General features: G+C 32.7%; 11 protein-coding genes and 1 tRNA gene. 9 read left to right on the forward strand and 3 right to left on the reverse strand.

What is annotated here, in order from left to right; translation table 11 throughout:
* Positions 1–56: 56 nt before the first annotated feature.
* From Q0873_RS09055 to Q0873_RS09080, 6 genes are all read left to right on the forward strand, one after another.
* Positions 57–1,340 carry a peptidoglycan DD-metalloendopeptidase family protein gene (locus tag Q0873_RS09055; protein WP_299106307.1) on the forward strand — a complete coding sequence of 428 codons (1,284 nt, stop codon included), beginning with the start codon at positions 57–59 and terminating at the stop codon, positions 1,338–1,340.
* A gap of 9 nt (positions 1,341–1,349) precedes the next feature.
* Positions 1,350–2,921, forward strand: a complete 1,572-nt coding sequence (gene pgi, locus Q0873_RS09060; protein WP_299106309.1) for a glucose-6-phosphate isomerase — start codon at positions 1,350–1,352, stop codon at positions 2,919–2,921.
* 118 nt (positions 2,922–3,039) lie between these two features.
* Positions 3,040–5,607 (forward strand): carboxypeptidase-like regulatory domain-containing protein, encoded by a 2,568-nt coding sequence (locus Q0873_RS09065; RefSeq protein WP_299106311.1) that lies wholly within the window; start codon positions 3,040–3,042, stop codon positions 5,605–5,607.
* A gap of 191 nt (positions 5,608–5,798) precedes the next feature.
* Complete coding sequence (locus Q0873_RS09070) at positions 5,799–6,209, forward strand: hypothetical protein (protein WP_299106313.1); 411 nt, start codon at positions 5,799–5,801, stop codon at positions 6,207–6,209.
* 60 nt (positions 6,210–6,269) lie between these two features.
* Positions 6,270–7,001 carry a lysophospholipid acyltransferase family protein gene (locus Q0873_RS09075; protein ID WP_299106316.1) on the forward strand — a complete coding sequence of 244 codons (732 nt, stop codon included), beginning with the start codon at positions 6,270–6,272 and terminating at the stop codon, positions 6,999–7,001.
* Between the two features lie 16 nt (positions 7,002–7,017).
* Complete coding sequence (locus Q0873_RS09080) at positions 7,018–7,998, forward strand: acyl-ACP desaturase (RefSeq protein WP_299106318.1); 981 nt, start codon at positions 7,018–7,020, stop codon at positions 7,996–7,998.
* A gap of 33 nt (positions 7,999–8,031) precedes the next feature.
* Here the strand turns inward: Q0873_RS09080 and Q0873_RS09085 are convergent, their stop codons facing one another.
* On the reverse strand, positions 8,032–8,817 hold the full coding sequence (locus Q0873_RS09085) for an amidohydrolase (RefSeq protein ID WP_299106320.1): 786 nt from the start codon (positions 8,815–8,817) through the stop codon (positions 8,032–8,034).
* A 75-nt stretch (positions 8,818–8,892) separates the two neighbouring features.
* On the opposite strand from Q0873_RS09085, the gene Q0873_RS09090 reads away from it, so the two are divergent.
* Positions 8,893–11,640 (forward strand): PD-(D/E)XK nuclease family protein, encoded by a 2,748-nt coding sequence (locus tag Q0873_RS09090; RefSeq protein ID WP_299106322.1) that lies wholly within the window; start codon positions 8,893–8,895, stop codon positions 11,638–11,640.
* A gap of 5 nt (positions 11,641–11,645) precedes the next feature.
* On the opposite strand, the gene Q0873_RS09095 is transcribed toward Q0873_RS09090, so the two are convergent.
* Both Q0873_RS09095 and Q0873_RS09100 read right to left on the reverse strand, forming a co-directional pair.
* A tRNA-Ala gene (locus Q0873_RS09095) sits at positions 11,646–11,719 on the reverse strand.
* An 11-nt stretch (positions 11,720–11,730) separates the two neighbouring features.
* Positions 11,731–12,153, reverse strand: coding sequence for a molybdenum cofactor biosynthesis protein MoaE (locus Q0873_RS09100; protein ID WP_299106324.1), 423 nt, complete (start codon positions 12,151–12,153; stop codon positions 11,731–11,733).
* A 101-nt stretch (positions 12,154–12,254) separates the two neighbouring features.
* Here Q0873_RS09100 and Q0873_RS09105 point away from each other — a divergent pair, with 101 nt between their 5' ends.
* Both Q0873_RS09105 and Q0873_RS09110 read left to right on the forward strand, forming a co-directional pair.
* Positions 12,255–13,442, forward strand: a complete 1,188-nt coding sequence (locus Q0873_RS09105; protein WP_299106326.1) for a phosphoglycerate kinase — start codon at positions 12,255–12,257, stop codon at positions 13,440–13,442.
* Positions 13,443–13,590: 148 nt separating this feature from the next.
* The gene (locus Q0873_RS09110) at positions 13,591–14,631 is read left to right on the forward strand and encodes an NADP(H)-dependent aldo-keto reductase (protein ID WP_299106328.1); all 1,041 of its coding nucleotides are present in this window, start codon (positions 13,591–13,593) and stop codon (positions 14,629–14,631) included.
* Positions 14,632–14,652: the final 21 nt, after the last annotated feature.

Consider the following 14,652-nt stretch of genomic DNA (forward strand, 5'->3'; position numbering starts at 1 on the left):
TGCAATCGCAATTATTTGTATTTTTGCTCGAGCTACTAACAAAAATAACTTACTACTTGAAAAAAATAGCCCTCTTTTTATGTATAATAGGTGCTTTTCTCTCATGTAAAGAAGAGAAGAAAGAACCTGTTGTGGAACCCGTGAAGATTGAAGAGGTTCCAGAACCTGTTTATGCATATGGATTTAATTTAGATAACTACAAAGTAATCAATGACACTATAAAAAATGGGGAGAGCTTTGGGGTAATTTTAGATCGTCATCATGTTATGTATCCTAAAATTAATGAGATAGCTACAAAAATAAAGGATACGTTTGATGTTAGAAGAGTAAGAACAGGAAAGCCATATATGATTTTGGCATCTAAAGACACCTTAGAAAAAGCACAAGTTTTTATTTACAAACATAATTTAGTAAACGCCACAGTTATTGATTTTAAAGATTCAATAATTTCTGCGTACAAGTATAAAGAACCTGTAAAAATTATAGAAAAAGAAATCGCTGGAGAGATTAATTCAAACTTATCTGTAACTATGGATAGTTTAGGGTTAAAACCAACACTTACTAATAGAGTAGCCGATATTTATGCTTGGACCTTAGATTTTTATCGTTTACAAAAAGGAGATAAGTTTAAATTAGTTTTTGAAGAACGTTATATTAATGATACTACTTTAGTTGGTTATGGAAAAATTAAAGCTGCTATATTCAATCATAAAGGAGAAGATTTATATGCATATAGGTTTACCGCAGATACTATAAAGAATATAGCAGAGTACTACGATAAAGAAGGAAACATGTTGAGAAGAGCTTTCTTAAAGTCTCCAATAAAGTTTCAATACAGAATATCCTCACGCTATAATTTAAGACGTAAAATTAAATTATATGGAAACAGAATAAGACCTCATAAAGGAACTGATTTTGCTGCGCCATATGGTACTCCTATTATGACAACTGCTAGTGGAACTGTTGTAGAATCGAAGAGAAGAGGAGGTAATGGAAACTACGTAAAAGTAAAACATAATAGTACATATTCTACTCAATATTTACATATGAAAAAAAGAAAGGTAAGAGCAGGAGACTATGTAAAGCAAGGAGATATTATTGGTTGGGTAGGAATGACTGGTAATACAAGTGGACCTCATGTTTGCTATCGTTTTTGGAAGAATGGAAGACAGGTAGATCCTTTTAGAGAAAAGTTACCAGCAGCAGAACCTTTAGATCCTAAAATCAAACCAACGTATTTGGAATACATAAAGCCGTTAACAAAACAATTAGATAGTATTCCTTTTCCAGAGAAAAAACCAATTATTAAAAAAGAGTTAGAAGTAATATCAACTCACTAAACTTTTAGTATGGCATTAAAAAATATCAATCCAACTCATACCGATGCTTGGAGAAAGCTTTCTGAGCATTATACAGAGACTTCAGAGTCAATTCAATTAAAGAAATTATTTAGAGAAGACAATTGTAGAAAAGAGAAATTTAGTATTCAGTTGAATGAATTGGAAGTAGATTTTTCTAAAAATTTAATTACTGAAGAAACTTCTAAATTGTTAACTGAATTAGCAAATGAAGTAGAGTTAGAAGATGCTATTCAGAAGTATTTTTCAGGAGATGTAATCAATGCAACAGAAGGAAGAGCTGTATTACATACTGCTTTAAGAAGTAATTCTGAAGAGGAAGTGTTGGTAGATGGAAAAGATATAAAGCCTAAAATTCAAACAGCACTTCGCAAAATAAAAGCATTTACAAATAAAGTTACCTCTGGTAAATGGAAGGGGTATACAGGTAAAGCTATAACAGATGTTGTTAATATTGGTATCGGAGGATCAGACTTAGGACCTACAATGGTTGTTGATGCTCTTAAATATTATAAAAATAAGTTGAACACACATTTTGTTTCTAATGTAGATGGAGATCATGTAGCCGAAGTTCTTAAAAAAGTAAATCCAGAAACAACATTATTTGTTGTTGTATCAAAAACCTTTACAACACAAGAAACATTAACCAACGCAAATACCATTAGAGATTGGTTTTTAAAGTCTGGAACCTTATTTGATGTTCCTAAACATTTTGTAGCTGTTTCTACAAATTTAGATGCAGTTACCAATTTTGGAATAGATAAAAAGAATGTGTTTCCAATGTGGAATTGGGTAGGTGGAAGATTCTCTTTATGGTCGGCAGTAGGGATATCAATAGCATTGTCTATAGGATTTGATAATTTTAAAGAATTATTAAATGGAGCAGAAGAAATGGATAACCATTTTAAAACTACATCATTCGATAAAAATATTCCTGTACAACTTGCACTAATAAGTATATGGTATAATAATTTCTACAATGCCGAAACTGAGGCAGTTTTACCGTATACACAGTACTTAGAAAAACTACCAGCATATTTACAACAAGCCATTATGGAAAGTAATGGAAAGGGAGTAGATAGAAATGGGAATGAAGTAAATTATCAAACTGGTAATATCGTTTGGGGAAGTTCTGGAACGAACATGCAACATGCTTTTATGCAATTAGTACACCAAGGAACCAAATTAATACCAGCAGATTTTATTGGTTTTAAGGAATCTTTATATGGACATGGAGATCATCATAAAAAGCTAATGGCAAACTACTATGCTCAAATGCAGGCACTAGCTTTTGGAAAAACAAAAGAAGAGGTACACCTTGAATTGAAAACATCTAACAGTTTGGATAGAATTAGTGAACTATTACCATTTAAAGTATTTACAGGGAATAGACCAAGTAATGCAATTTTATTCGATAAACTTACCCCTAAAACACTAGGAATGTTAATCGCTATGTACGAGCATAAAATATTCGTACAAGGGGTGATTTGGAATATATACTCTTACGATCAATTTGGAGTTGAATTAGGTAAGGAGTTGGCAAATAAAATGTTATCTGTGTAGTTTTCTTTACATGCGGCTAGTGTTAAGTTAACGTTAAAAAACTTAACATTAAGTTAATATTGGTTAACAATAAAAGCAGGAATTTTGCACACGCATTTAATAACTATTAAATTAAACAATGAAAAAACTTAACAATTTATTACTTGTAGCGTTATTATTTATTTCTGCTGCAGTTTTAGGACAAACTAAGCTTTCAGGTGTTGTGGTTGACGATTTTGGTGAACCATTACCAGGAGCGAACGTTTTAGAAAAAGGTACAACTAACGGTGCTGCATCTGATTTTGATGGAAAGTTTATGTTAAACGTAAACGCGAAATCAGGAACTTTAGTAGTTTCTTTCGTAGGTTACAAATCTAAAGAAGTAGCATTTACTTCAGCTAATGCAAATGTTGGAACAATTCAATTAGAAGTTTCTAACTTATTAGATGAGATCGTTGTAACTGGTGGTGGTGTAATCGATTTAGCGGAGGATAGAAAAACTCCTATCGCTGTGTCTACGGTTACTGCTGCTGAAATCCAATCTAAATCTGGAGCATGGGATTTACCAGAAGTATTAAAGTCTACTCCATCTGTACAAAACATTAAAGCTGGTGGATTTGGAGACGGTAGAATGTTCTTACGTGGTTTTGATCAAACAAACACTGCATTCTTATTAAACGGACAGCCAATCAACAGTATGGAAGATGGTAGAATGTTCTGGTCTAACTGGTCTGGAGTTTTAGATGTTTCTAGAGCTTTACAGGTTCAACGTGGTTTAGGATCTTCTAAATTAGCTATCTCTTCAGTTGGTGGTACGGTAAACATCGTAACTAAAACAATTGATAAGAAAGAAGGAGGATTTATCAGACAAACTGTTGGTAACAACGCATATACTAAAACTACTGCATATTACTCAACTGGAGTTAGTGAAAAAGGATGGTCTTTCGCAGGAATGTTCGGTCACTGGCAAGGAGATGGATATGTAGATTTTACACATGGTCAAGGTCAAACTTACTTTTTCTCTGTAGGTTACCAACCAAACGAAAATCATACTTTCAACTTTATGATTACTGGAGCTCCACAATGGCACGCTGCAGCAGGTAGAGGAAGTATTGGAACTTTCTTAGATAACGGAATCCGTTTCAATAGCTGGAACAGAGATGATATCAATAGTCCAAACACTTTAGGAAATACTGGTAAATATCCAGGTGGTCGTAACATTTACCACAAACCAGTAGCTAACTTATCTTGGGATTACACTATTAATGACCAATCTTCTTTATCTACAGTATTATATGGTTCTTTAGGTAGAGGTGCTTTTGCTTCTGTAACTAGAGATGGATCTAACGGTGAAACATATGCTAGAGGTTCATTTAACAACCATAACTGGTTTGGATTAGTATCTAACTACGAAAACCAATTAAACGATAACTTAACGTTAAACGTTGGAACAGATATTAGAACTTATAACGGTATTCACTTTAGAGGAGCTGTTGAATTATTTAACGGTGGTTCAGTAGAGTTTGCTAATGATCCTAACAGACCTTGGGAATACAATAGCTTCGTAGGGGAGCCTTATACAATCGATAACGATTTTGGAGGAATTAGCCCATGGGGAATGTTATTCAACCCTAACAACGATCACAGACAACGTATCGATAGAGATTACGAAGAAGTAATTACTTACTATGGTTTATTTGGACAGTTAGAGTATGCTGATGATAAAATTTCAGGATTCTTCCAAGCTGCTTTATCTAACCAAGATCACCAAAGAGAAGAGTTTTACTTTACTCAACAACAAGGAGTTTCTGAAAAGTCAGAGAAAGTTTCTAACTTTGGATATAATGTTAAGGCAGGAGGTTCTTATGTTCTTGCAGAGCAACACAAAGTGTTCTTAAACGCAGGATTCTACTCTCGTCAGCCTTTCCACTCAGATTTATTTGTTAATGATAGAAACTCTAACGCATTAGTAAATCCAGCAGTAGAAAATCAAGACGTATTAGGATTAGAAGGAGGTTACCAATTCGGAAGTGATAAAGTTGATGTTAACTTTAACGTTTACTATACAAGATGGGGTAACAGAACAGACTTCTTCTCTTCAGGTACTCCTGAAACACCTTCATTCGTTTTAACTCAAAACAGAAACGTAACTCAGTTACATAAAGGTATCGAATTAGAAGTATTTACTAAGCCTTTCGAAGGAATGAAGTTAAACGGTTTTGCTTCTATTGGTGATTGGAAATTCGATGGAGATGCTACGCAATCTACTTTTGATCAAAATGGAAACACGCTTACTTCTAATGCTGTTGTTAGCTTAGATGGTAAAGAAGTTGGTGGAGCTGCTCAAACAACAGCTGGTGTTTTTGCTAGCTATAGAGTTGTACCTAGTTTAACATTTGATGTAACTTGGAACTACTATGCAAGATTATTCTCTGAAGGAGACTTAGCATTAGAATTACCATCTTACAACACTATGGATTTAGGTTTAAGCTTTAGACCAAAATTAAAAGAAAGAACTTTTATCAAAGGAATCGATTTCAGAGTGAATGTTGATAACGTATTTGATGAGTTATACTTAGAATCTTTAAACGGTAGAGATGCTGCTTCTACTAATCCAGCAGAAAACTGGAATGGTATTAACAGAAATAACCAAGGACGTTTCGGATACGGAATTACTTGGAACGCTTCTATGAGAATAAACTTCTAAGACTCGTTTATAAAATATATAAAACCACCTCAATTGAGGTGGTTTTTTTATGAGTAAAATTCAGTATTTTTACAAAAGTTTTTGAGAGAGCTTTTCATGTTTCGTATATGAATTGTTTGCAGCTCATAACGAATTAAATGTAACATCTATAATAATCATCTGTGCCAGCGATGCACTTAAACTAACAAATTATGATAAAAACTTTACACTCATATTGGGCGTATATAGTATTAGCTGTTTTAGTATTTACAGTTATCAATGCAATTATTGGATTAACTCAAAAGAAAGAATTTACACATAAAGAATTTCGTTTAGGGTTGTTTACATTAATAACTACACATATTCAATTTTTAGTGGGAATCTTAGTGTATTTTATGGGAGGTTTCCAAAGAGGATTGGGTGATATGAAAGATTCAGCCGTACGTTTGTTAGCGTTAGAGCATCCTTTAATGATGATTATGGCTATTGTAGCAATCACAATTGGATGGTCTAAACATAAAAAACAGGTTAAAAGCGAAAGTAAGTTTAAAACTTTTGTAATCTTTTATGGAATAGCACTAGTACTAATTTTAGCAAGAATTCCATGGAGTAATTGGTTTTAACAAGAAATAATAGTCCCGCTTTCGCGGGATTTTTTATTTTTGCGACTTATCAAATTAAAAATGAAAATTTTAAGCTACATTTTATCAACGATATTTGCAATTGTATTCTTTTTACTATTGTTAATCTTTCACCCGTTACAATGGTTAGGACTCAAATTGTTTGGCCAACAAAAAGGACATCAAAAGATAGTAGATGTTATGAATTGGTTCTTGATAAAGTCGTTGTTAATTTTAGGAATCCCAGTTCGAGTAAAAAATGAACAAGATTTACCAGAAAATCAAACCTTGATTTTTGTAGCAAACCACCAAAGTACATTTGATATTCCACCAATAATTTGGCATTTCAGGAAACACTATCCAAAATTTGTATCAAAAAAAGAATTGGGAAAAGGTATTCCAAGTGTATCTTTTAACTTAAGACATGGAGGAGCTGCTTTGATTGATAGAAAAGATGGAAAACAAGCTTTACGTGAGTTAGCAAGGTTTTCAAAAACAATAAATGAAAAGAAATGGTCTGCGGTAATTTTTCCTGAAGGAACAAGAAGTAGAACAGGAAAACCTAAAGCTTTTGCTCCAAACGGCTTAAAAATGCTTTTAAAATACAATCCAGAAGCATCCATAGTTCCATTAACTATTAATAACTCTTGGAAGGTGTTTAAATATGGTAAATTTCCATTAGGATTGTTTAGTCCAATAGAAATAACCACACATGCGCCAATAAAAGCAAGTACTTTACCGTTTACTGATTTGATTGCTACTGTTGAAGAAACGATAACACAATCGATTAAATAACCCTTAAATATATAGTATGTCTATACAAAACATCCGAAAGGAGGTGATGCAAACGCTGGAGAAAAATATTGACAGTTTTGTAGACAAGTTTTTAGTGCCAATTGAAAAGATTTGGCAACCAACCGATTTTTTACCAAATTCTCAAAAAGATTCTTTTATTGATGAAGTAAAAGAAATTCAAGAAATATCTAAAGAGTTAGATGATGATTTTTGGGTAGTATTAGTAGGAGATACCATTACAGAAGAAGCTTTACCAACGTATGAATCATGGTTACTTGATTTAGATGGAATAACACAACAACCAGACAATGGTTGGGCAAAATGGATACGAGCTTGGACTGCCGAAGAAAACCGTCATGGAGATGTGTTAAATAAGTATTTATATCTTTCTGGAAGAGTAAATATGAGAGAAGTTGAAATATCTACTCAGCATTTAATAGCTGATGGTTTTGATATTGGTACAGCCACAGATCCATATAAGAACTTTGTGTATACAAGTTTCCAAGAATTGGCCACTTACATTTCGCATTTAAATGTTGCAAAAATAGCAAAGAAAAAAGGACACAAAGCATTGGCAAAAATGTCTCGAATTATTGCTGGAGATGAAATGCGTCATCATTTGGCATATACAGAATTTGTAAAGGAAATCTTTAAAATAGACCCAAGTGAAATGATGTTGGCTTTTCAGCACATGATGAAGCATAAAATTGTAATGCCAGCAATGCATTTAAGAGAATCTTTTGAAGCTAAAGGAACTTTGTTTGATGATTTTTCTACAGTTGCACAAAGAATTGGGGTATATACAGGTTTTGATTATGTAGATATTTTAAAGAAATTAAATACCGCTTGGGAGATTGATAAAATTACCAATCTAACACCTGAAGCTGAAAAGGCACGTGATTATCTAATGAAGTTGCCTGATAGAATGTATCGAATTACAGAAAGAATTGTTGTTCCTGATACAAAATTCAATTTTAAATGGATGATACCAGCATAGTATAAAAAAAGCGACTTTTTAAAGTCGCTTTTTTTATTGAATTGTAAATTGATCTTTATCTTCTAAAAATTGAAACCTAGCTCTGGTTTCAATTTGTTTTTCTTTATCCAAAGTAACTACTAATACCGTTTCTTCTCCATCATTATTTTTAGCTAAGCAATTCCCTAAAGTATCATAACAAACCGTATTACCAATGTATTCATAATCATTAGCATCAACTCCTACTCTATTTACTCCAATCGTAAAACTCATGTTTTCAATAGCACGTGCTTTTAATAAAGTATCCCAAGCTTCAATTCTTGGCTTAGGCCAACTCGCAACATATAATAGCAAATCGTACTGTTCCACATTTCTAGCCCAAACAGGAAAACGTAAATCATAGCAAATAAGCGGGCAAATTTTCCAACCTTGATAGTTTACCATCAACTTTTCATTACCAGCAGTATATACTTTGTCTTCTCCAGCCAGCGTAAATGTATGCTTCTTGTTATAATATTCAATTTTTCCAGAAGGATGTACAAACAATAATCGGTTATAATATTGGTTGTTTTCAGTTATTATTATACTGCCTGTAAGAGCACATTGCCTTTTTTTTGCCAATTGCTGCATCCATATTACCGTTTCACCTTGCATCGTTTCAGCAATTTGTTCCGGATTCATAGAAAACCCTGTAGTAAACATTTCAGGAAGAACAATTAAATCAATTTCCTTAGAAATAGAATTAATTTTTTCTTCAAAATGGTTTCGATTTTCTTTTGGGTTTTCCCAAATCAAATCAGATTGAATAAGCGCTACTTTTAGCTGGTTGTTATTTTTCAAAATTTATAAAATTGAATAGTTGTGTTTATCAAAAGTAAGATAAATATTGTACTTTGGACTTAAGAAAGTAATCCTATGCAGTCTTTTATTTCTGAAACCTTAGATGCAATTTTACAAACTACACAAACCTTTGAAGATGTTGTTTTTGTGTTGCCATCGCAACGTGCAGGAGTGTTTGTAAAGAATACTTTTAAGAATAAGATTTCAGCAGGTTTTTTACCTGAAATTATCAATATTGGCGATTTTGTAGAAGACATTTCTGGATTTAAGAAAATAGACTCGGTTCAATTACTATTTGAATTTTATACGATTTATAAAAAACAGGAAGCTACGCCAGATTCTTTTGATAAATTCTCTTCTTGGGCTTTTACTGTTATACAAGATTTTAACGAGCTAGATCAACACTTAATTAATACACGGGAGATTTTTGTGTATTTGAGAGATATTCACCGCTTGAGAAAATGGTCGGTTAAAGGAAGTTTTCAAGAAACAGACTTAATGAAAGATCATTTTGCCTTTATGGAAAAGCTCAATAGTTTATATAATGAATTGTATGCTTTTTTAGTAAAAGAAAAAACGGGGTATCAAGGAGTATTGTATAGAGAAGCAACCAAACGAGTAGAAAAATACATTCTTAAAAACCAGCATAAGAAATACTTTTTTATTGGGTTTAATGCATTAAATGCTTCTGAAGAGTTATTGTTCCAGCGATTTTTAGAAGCTGGTAACTCAGAGGCGTATTGGGATATTGATAGTACTTTTTATGAAAGTAACCATCAAGCAGGTAGTTTCTTACGAAAGTATAAAACCACTTGGAAGTATTATCAAAAACACTCCATGCAAACCGTAGCAAATAATTTTAGTCAACCTAAAAACATACAAGTAATAGGAGCGGCGAAAAATATTACTCAAGCAAAATATGCGGGAGAATTATTGTCAAAACTGCCCAATCAGAATAATACAGCATTGGTGTTAGCTGACGAATCTTTACTCCCTATTACGTTAAATTCGTTGCCTGAAAATGTAAGTTCTATAAATATTACAATGGGATACCCATTAAGAGATGTTCCAACAACTAGTTTATTGTTTGCAATATTTCAGTTGTTTATCAATCAAGAGAAATTACAAAAAGAAGATGCTTTTTATCACAAGGATGTAGTTAGATTGTTAAAACATCCGTTGCTTTTTAAAATTCTTACAGTAGAAGGTAAGTTTTTATCAGATATTATTGCTGAGAGCATCGCTAAGAACAACAATACTTTTGTGAAAAAGGAATTAATAACATCTTTTCTAGGTGCGCTTTTAGAAGAAAGAAAAAAGGTTGTTGCTACTTTATTTGATGCGTTTGATGCTGTTGAAGGATTTATTAACAGAATATTACAACTAATTTTACTCTTAAAAGAAGAGGTAAATGATCTAGAGAAAGAGTATCTATTCCGCTTCTATACTGCTTTTAATCAATTACAACAGCTACAAGGAATTCATCAATATATTCAAGATTTAAAAACATTGCAGCAGTTTTTTAGACAGTTAATTCAGTCTGAGAGCTTATCTTTTCAAGGAGAACCTTTACAGGGACTACAGTTAATGGGAGTATTAGAAACCCGTGTGTTAGATTTTGAAAATGTAATTATAACATCTGTAAATGAAGGAGTATTACCTGGAAACCATCAACAAACTTCATTTATTCCTTTTGATGTAAAAATAGAGTTTGGATTACCAACTTACAAAGAGAAAGATGCGCTGTTTTCATATCACTTTTTTAGACTTTTACAAAGAGCTAAGAATATTTACTTGTTGTACAACACCGAACATGATGTATTTGGAAGTGGAGAAAAAAGTCGATTTGTAACGCAATTACAAATGATGCGGGATGATGTGGCGGAAAAAACGATAAGTCCAAAAGTACAAACAACTTCTATTAGCTTAAAAGAAGTAGCGAAGAACGAGTTGGTTTTTGAACGATTACAAGAAATAGCTTCAAAAGGAATTTCACCATCTGCCTTAACCAATTATCTATACAACCCAATAGCATTTTACAAACAAAAAATCTTAAAAATTAATGAGTTTGAAAATGTTGAGGAAACTGTTGCAGCAAATACGATGGGTACTGTTGTACACGATACACTAGAAGAGTTATATCAACCATATTTAGGAAAATTCTTATCTGTAGATGACATTACAGCAATGCAGCAAAAAACAAAAGAGCTGATTGTATACTTTTTTTCTAAGCACTTTAAGAATGGCGATATATCAACTGGTAAAAACCGATTGGTTTTTGAAGTTGCAAATCGCTTTGTACATAATTTTTTAGTACAAGAGAAAAAGCTAGTTCAAGATGAGAACAATCAATTAAAAGTTGTTGCGACAGAACAAGAATTGGCTGCTGAAATTGAAATTGAAGGAATTAACCATCCCGTTAAAATAAAAGGAATTGTAGACCGAATTGACGAACTAAACGGAGTCACTAGAATTATCGATTACAAAACTGGAATGGTAGATACTACTAATTTAAAAGTACTCGACTTTGAAGTAATAAGAGAATTAAAATATCATAAAGCAATACAAGTAATGTTGTATGCCTACTTATACACTCAAAACACTCAATTCAATTTTGAAAAAGAATTGCATGCTGGAATATATTCTTTTAAAAACTTAAAGAAAGGATTTTTGTCAATGAATTTCTCTTCGAATTACCGATCACCAGATCCATTAATTACTCAAGAAAAGTTAGAAGAATTTATGGAGGAAATGAAATTGATAATTAAAGAAATATACAATCCAGAAATTGCTTTTATAGAACCAGTAGATTTACCGTATTAAAGAAGTGGAGCATATCGGAGTCGAACCGATGACCTTTTGACTGCCAGTCAAACGCTCTAGCCAACTGAGCTAATGCCCCTTAACATTTTACTATGGATGTGCGTTTACCCACACTTCGCCATCTTCAAAAAATTCTTTTTTCCAGATAGGAACTGTTTCTTTCAAAGTATCTATTGTATATTGACAAGCTTCAAAAGCAGCATTTCTATGCGGAGCAGAAACCGTTATAATTACAGGGATATCACCAATTTTAAGTGATCCAATAGCATGATGAATTGCTATTTTTTCAACAGCAAACTTTTCAAGAGCAGTATCCGCTATTTTTTGCATTTCCTTGATTGCCATAGGTACATAGCTGCTAAAATCTAACTGCGTTACTGTTTTATTTTGTGTAGCGTTTCTAACGGTACCAATAAAAGGAACAATACCGCCACAATTATCTTCGCTTACAAAATTTATACATTCTTGTAAACTAAGTTTTTCTTCGGTTATTTTTATAGAAGTTCGTGTCATAAACTTTAACAAATATATAAGTTTAAAAGCTCAAAAAGAATAGAAATCAATATGATATAAATAATTATTTTTGTGATTAAAAAATAAAGAACACAACATAGATGAAAACTTTAAACGATTTTAACTTCGAAAACAAAAAAGCATTAATAAGGGTAGATTTTAATGTGCCATTAAACGATGAATTTCAAGTAACAGATGATACTAGAATTCAAGCTGCAAAACCAACCATTATTAAAGTTTTAGAAGATGGAGGAAGCTGTGTGTTAATGTCGCACTTAGGAAGACCAAAAGGAGTTGAAGATAAATTTTCATTAGGTCATATTGCTGATAAAGTAAGCGAAGTGATTGGTGTACAAGTAAAGTTTGTGAACGATTGCATTGGAGAAAGTGTTGCTCAAGTGGTTGAAAGTTTACAGCCAGGAGAAATTTTATTGTTAGAAAATTTACGTTTTCATGGAGAAGAAAAAGCAGGTGATATAGCCTTTGCAGAAAAACTTTCTCAATGGGGAGATGTTTATATCAATGACGCCTTTGGTACTGCGCATAGAGCACATGCTTCAACTGCGGTAATAGCACAGTTTTTTGAAGGTAACAAATGTTTTGGTAGTTTATTGGCTAAAGAAATAGAAAGTATTGATAAAGTTTTAAATGATTCTGAAAAACCAGTTACGGCAATTTTAGGAGGAGCTAAAGTATCTTCTAAAATAGGAATTGTAGAAAATATTATAGAAAAAGTAGATCATATTATTATCGGAGGAGGTATGACTTTCACTTTTGTAAAAGCATTAGGAGGAAGTATTGGTAATTCTTTGGTAGAAGATGATAAGATGCAATTAGCTTTAGATATCTTAAAGTTAGCAGAAGAAAAGAACACAAAAATTCATTTACCAGTAGATGCTGTAATTGCAGATGCTTTTTCAAATGATGCAAATACTCAAACAGTAGATACCAAAGAAATTCCTGACGGATGGATGGGATTAGATGTTGGTCCAAAAACTTCTGAGAACTTTGCGCAAGTAATTGCAGAATCTAAAACGATATTATGGAACGGACCTTTAGGGGTTTTTGAAATGGAAAACTTCTCAAAAGGAACGATTGAATTAGGAAATGCAATTGCGGAAGCTACGGCTAATGGAGCATTTTCTTTAGTTGGAGGAGGAGATTCTGTGGCAGCTGTAAAACAATTTGGATTTGGAGAAAAGGTGAGTTATGTTTCTACAGGTGGAGGAGCGATGTTAGAAAGTTTAGAAGGAAAAACATTGCCAGGTATTGAAGCTATATTGAAATAGAGTTTAATAGAGTAATTGTTTAATCAATTATAAAAGGACATAAAATTTATAATCCCGCTAACTGCGGGATTTTTTTTGTGCAAATTTTAAGAAGTAAAAATTCTAAAAACCTTGTATTTTTACAAGAATAACAATAGATAATTAATTTATGAAATATACAACCCTACCAAATACAGATATAAAAGTTTCTAAGATTTGTTTAGGAACGATGACTTGGGGACGTCAAAACACCGAAGCAGATGGGCATGAGCAAATGGATTATGCGTTAGAACGTGGTGTCAATTTTTGGGATACTGCAGAATTATATTCGGTACCGGCAACTCCAGAAACATATGGAGCTACAGAAAAAATTATTGGAAACTGGTTTAAGAAAACTGGAAAAAGAGATCAAGTAGTATTAGCTTCTAAAATCGCAGGAGGAGGTGATTATACGGCTCATATTCGCTCAGGTAAGTTTGGAAGAAAGAATATTACCGAAGCTATAGAAGGGAGCTTAAAACGCTTACAAACGGATTATATTGACTTATATCAATTACATTGGCCAGATCGTGGAGTGAATTGTTTTGGGTTAAGAGATTATCCATATAAAACATCTGCAAAAGAAGCAGAAAACCACTTGGAGATTTTAGAAACCTTGAATGACTTTGTAAAGCAAGGAAAAATAAAACATGTTGGTTTGTCAAATGAAACTCCATGGGGAACTATGAAGTATTTACAAACAGCCAAAGACCACAATTTACCAAGAATGGTAACCATTCAAAACTCATACTCGTTGATTCATAGAGGATATGAAGTAGGAATGAGTGAGGTGTCAATGAGAGAAGACATTGGTTTATTAGCGTACTCCCCATTAGCACAAGGAGTGTTGTCTGGGAAGTATTTAAATGGAGGGCAACCAGAAGGAGCAAGAGGAACATTGTTTCCACGTTTTATAGCTCGATATATGACAGATGGATCTCAAAAAGCAGTAGCAGAATACCTGAAGATTGCAGAGAAACATGGATTGACTTTAACGCAATTATCATTGGCTTATATCAATCAGTTACCATTTGTAACTAGTAATATTATTGGAGCTACAAAAATGAGTCAGTTAAAAGAGAATATAGATTCTATAAATATTGAACTGTCTGAAGAGATTTTAAAAGAAATAGAAGCAGTACATGCGGCTATTCCTAATCCAGCTCCTTAATTAAAGAAGGAAGTGTTTAAA

Origin of the sequence: uncultured Tenacibaculum sp. (assembly GCF_947498805.1) — a bacterium.
Classification (GTDB): Bacteria; Bacteroidota; Bacteroidia; order Flavobacteriales; family Flavobacteriaceae; genus Polaribacter.

What these genes read in the sequence shown, in the direction of transcription:
- pgi (WP_299106309.1), top strand. Translation starts at nt 1,350, where the DNA reads ATGGCATTAAAAAATATCAATCCAACTCATACCGATGCTTGGAGAAAG.
- Q0873_RS09065 (WP_299106311.1), top strand. Translation starts at nt 3,040, where the DNA reads ATGAAAAAACTTAACAATTTATTACTTGTAGCGTTATTATTTATTTCT.
- Q0873_RS09070 (WP_299106313.1), top strand. Translation starts at nt 5,799, where the DNA reads ATGATAAAAACTTTACACTCATATTGGGCGTATATAGTATTAGCTGTT.
- Q0873_RS09075 (WP_299106316.1), top strand. Translation starts at nt 6,270, where the DNA reads ATGAAAATTTTAAGCTACATTTTATCAACGATATTTGCAATTGTATTC.
- Q0873_RS09080 (WP_299106318.1), top strand. Translation starts at nt 7,018, where the DNA reads ATGTCTATACAAAACATCCGAAAGGAGGTGATGCAAACGCTGGAGAAA.
- Q0873_RS09090 (WP_299106322.1), top strand. Translation starts at nt 8,893, where the DNA reads ATGCAGTCTTTTATTTCTGAAACCTTAGATGCAATTTTACAAACTACA.
- Q0873_RS09100 (WP_299106324.1), bottom strand. Translation starts at nt 12,153, where the DNA reads ATGACACGAACTTCTATAAAAATAACCGAAGAAAAACTTAGTTTACAA.
- Q0873_RS09105 (WP_299106326.1), top strand. Translation starts at nt 12,255, where the DNA reads ATGAAAACTTTAAACGATTTTAACTTCGAAAACAAAAAAGCATTAATA.
- Q0873_RS09110 (WP_299106328.1), top strand. Translation starts at nt 13,591, where the DNA reads ATGAAATATACAACCCTACCAAATACAGATATAAAAGTTTCTAAGATT.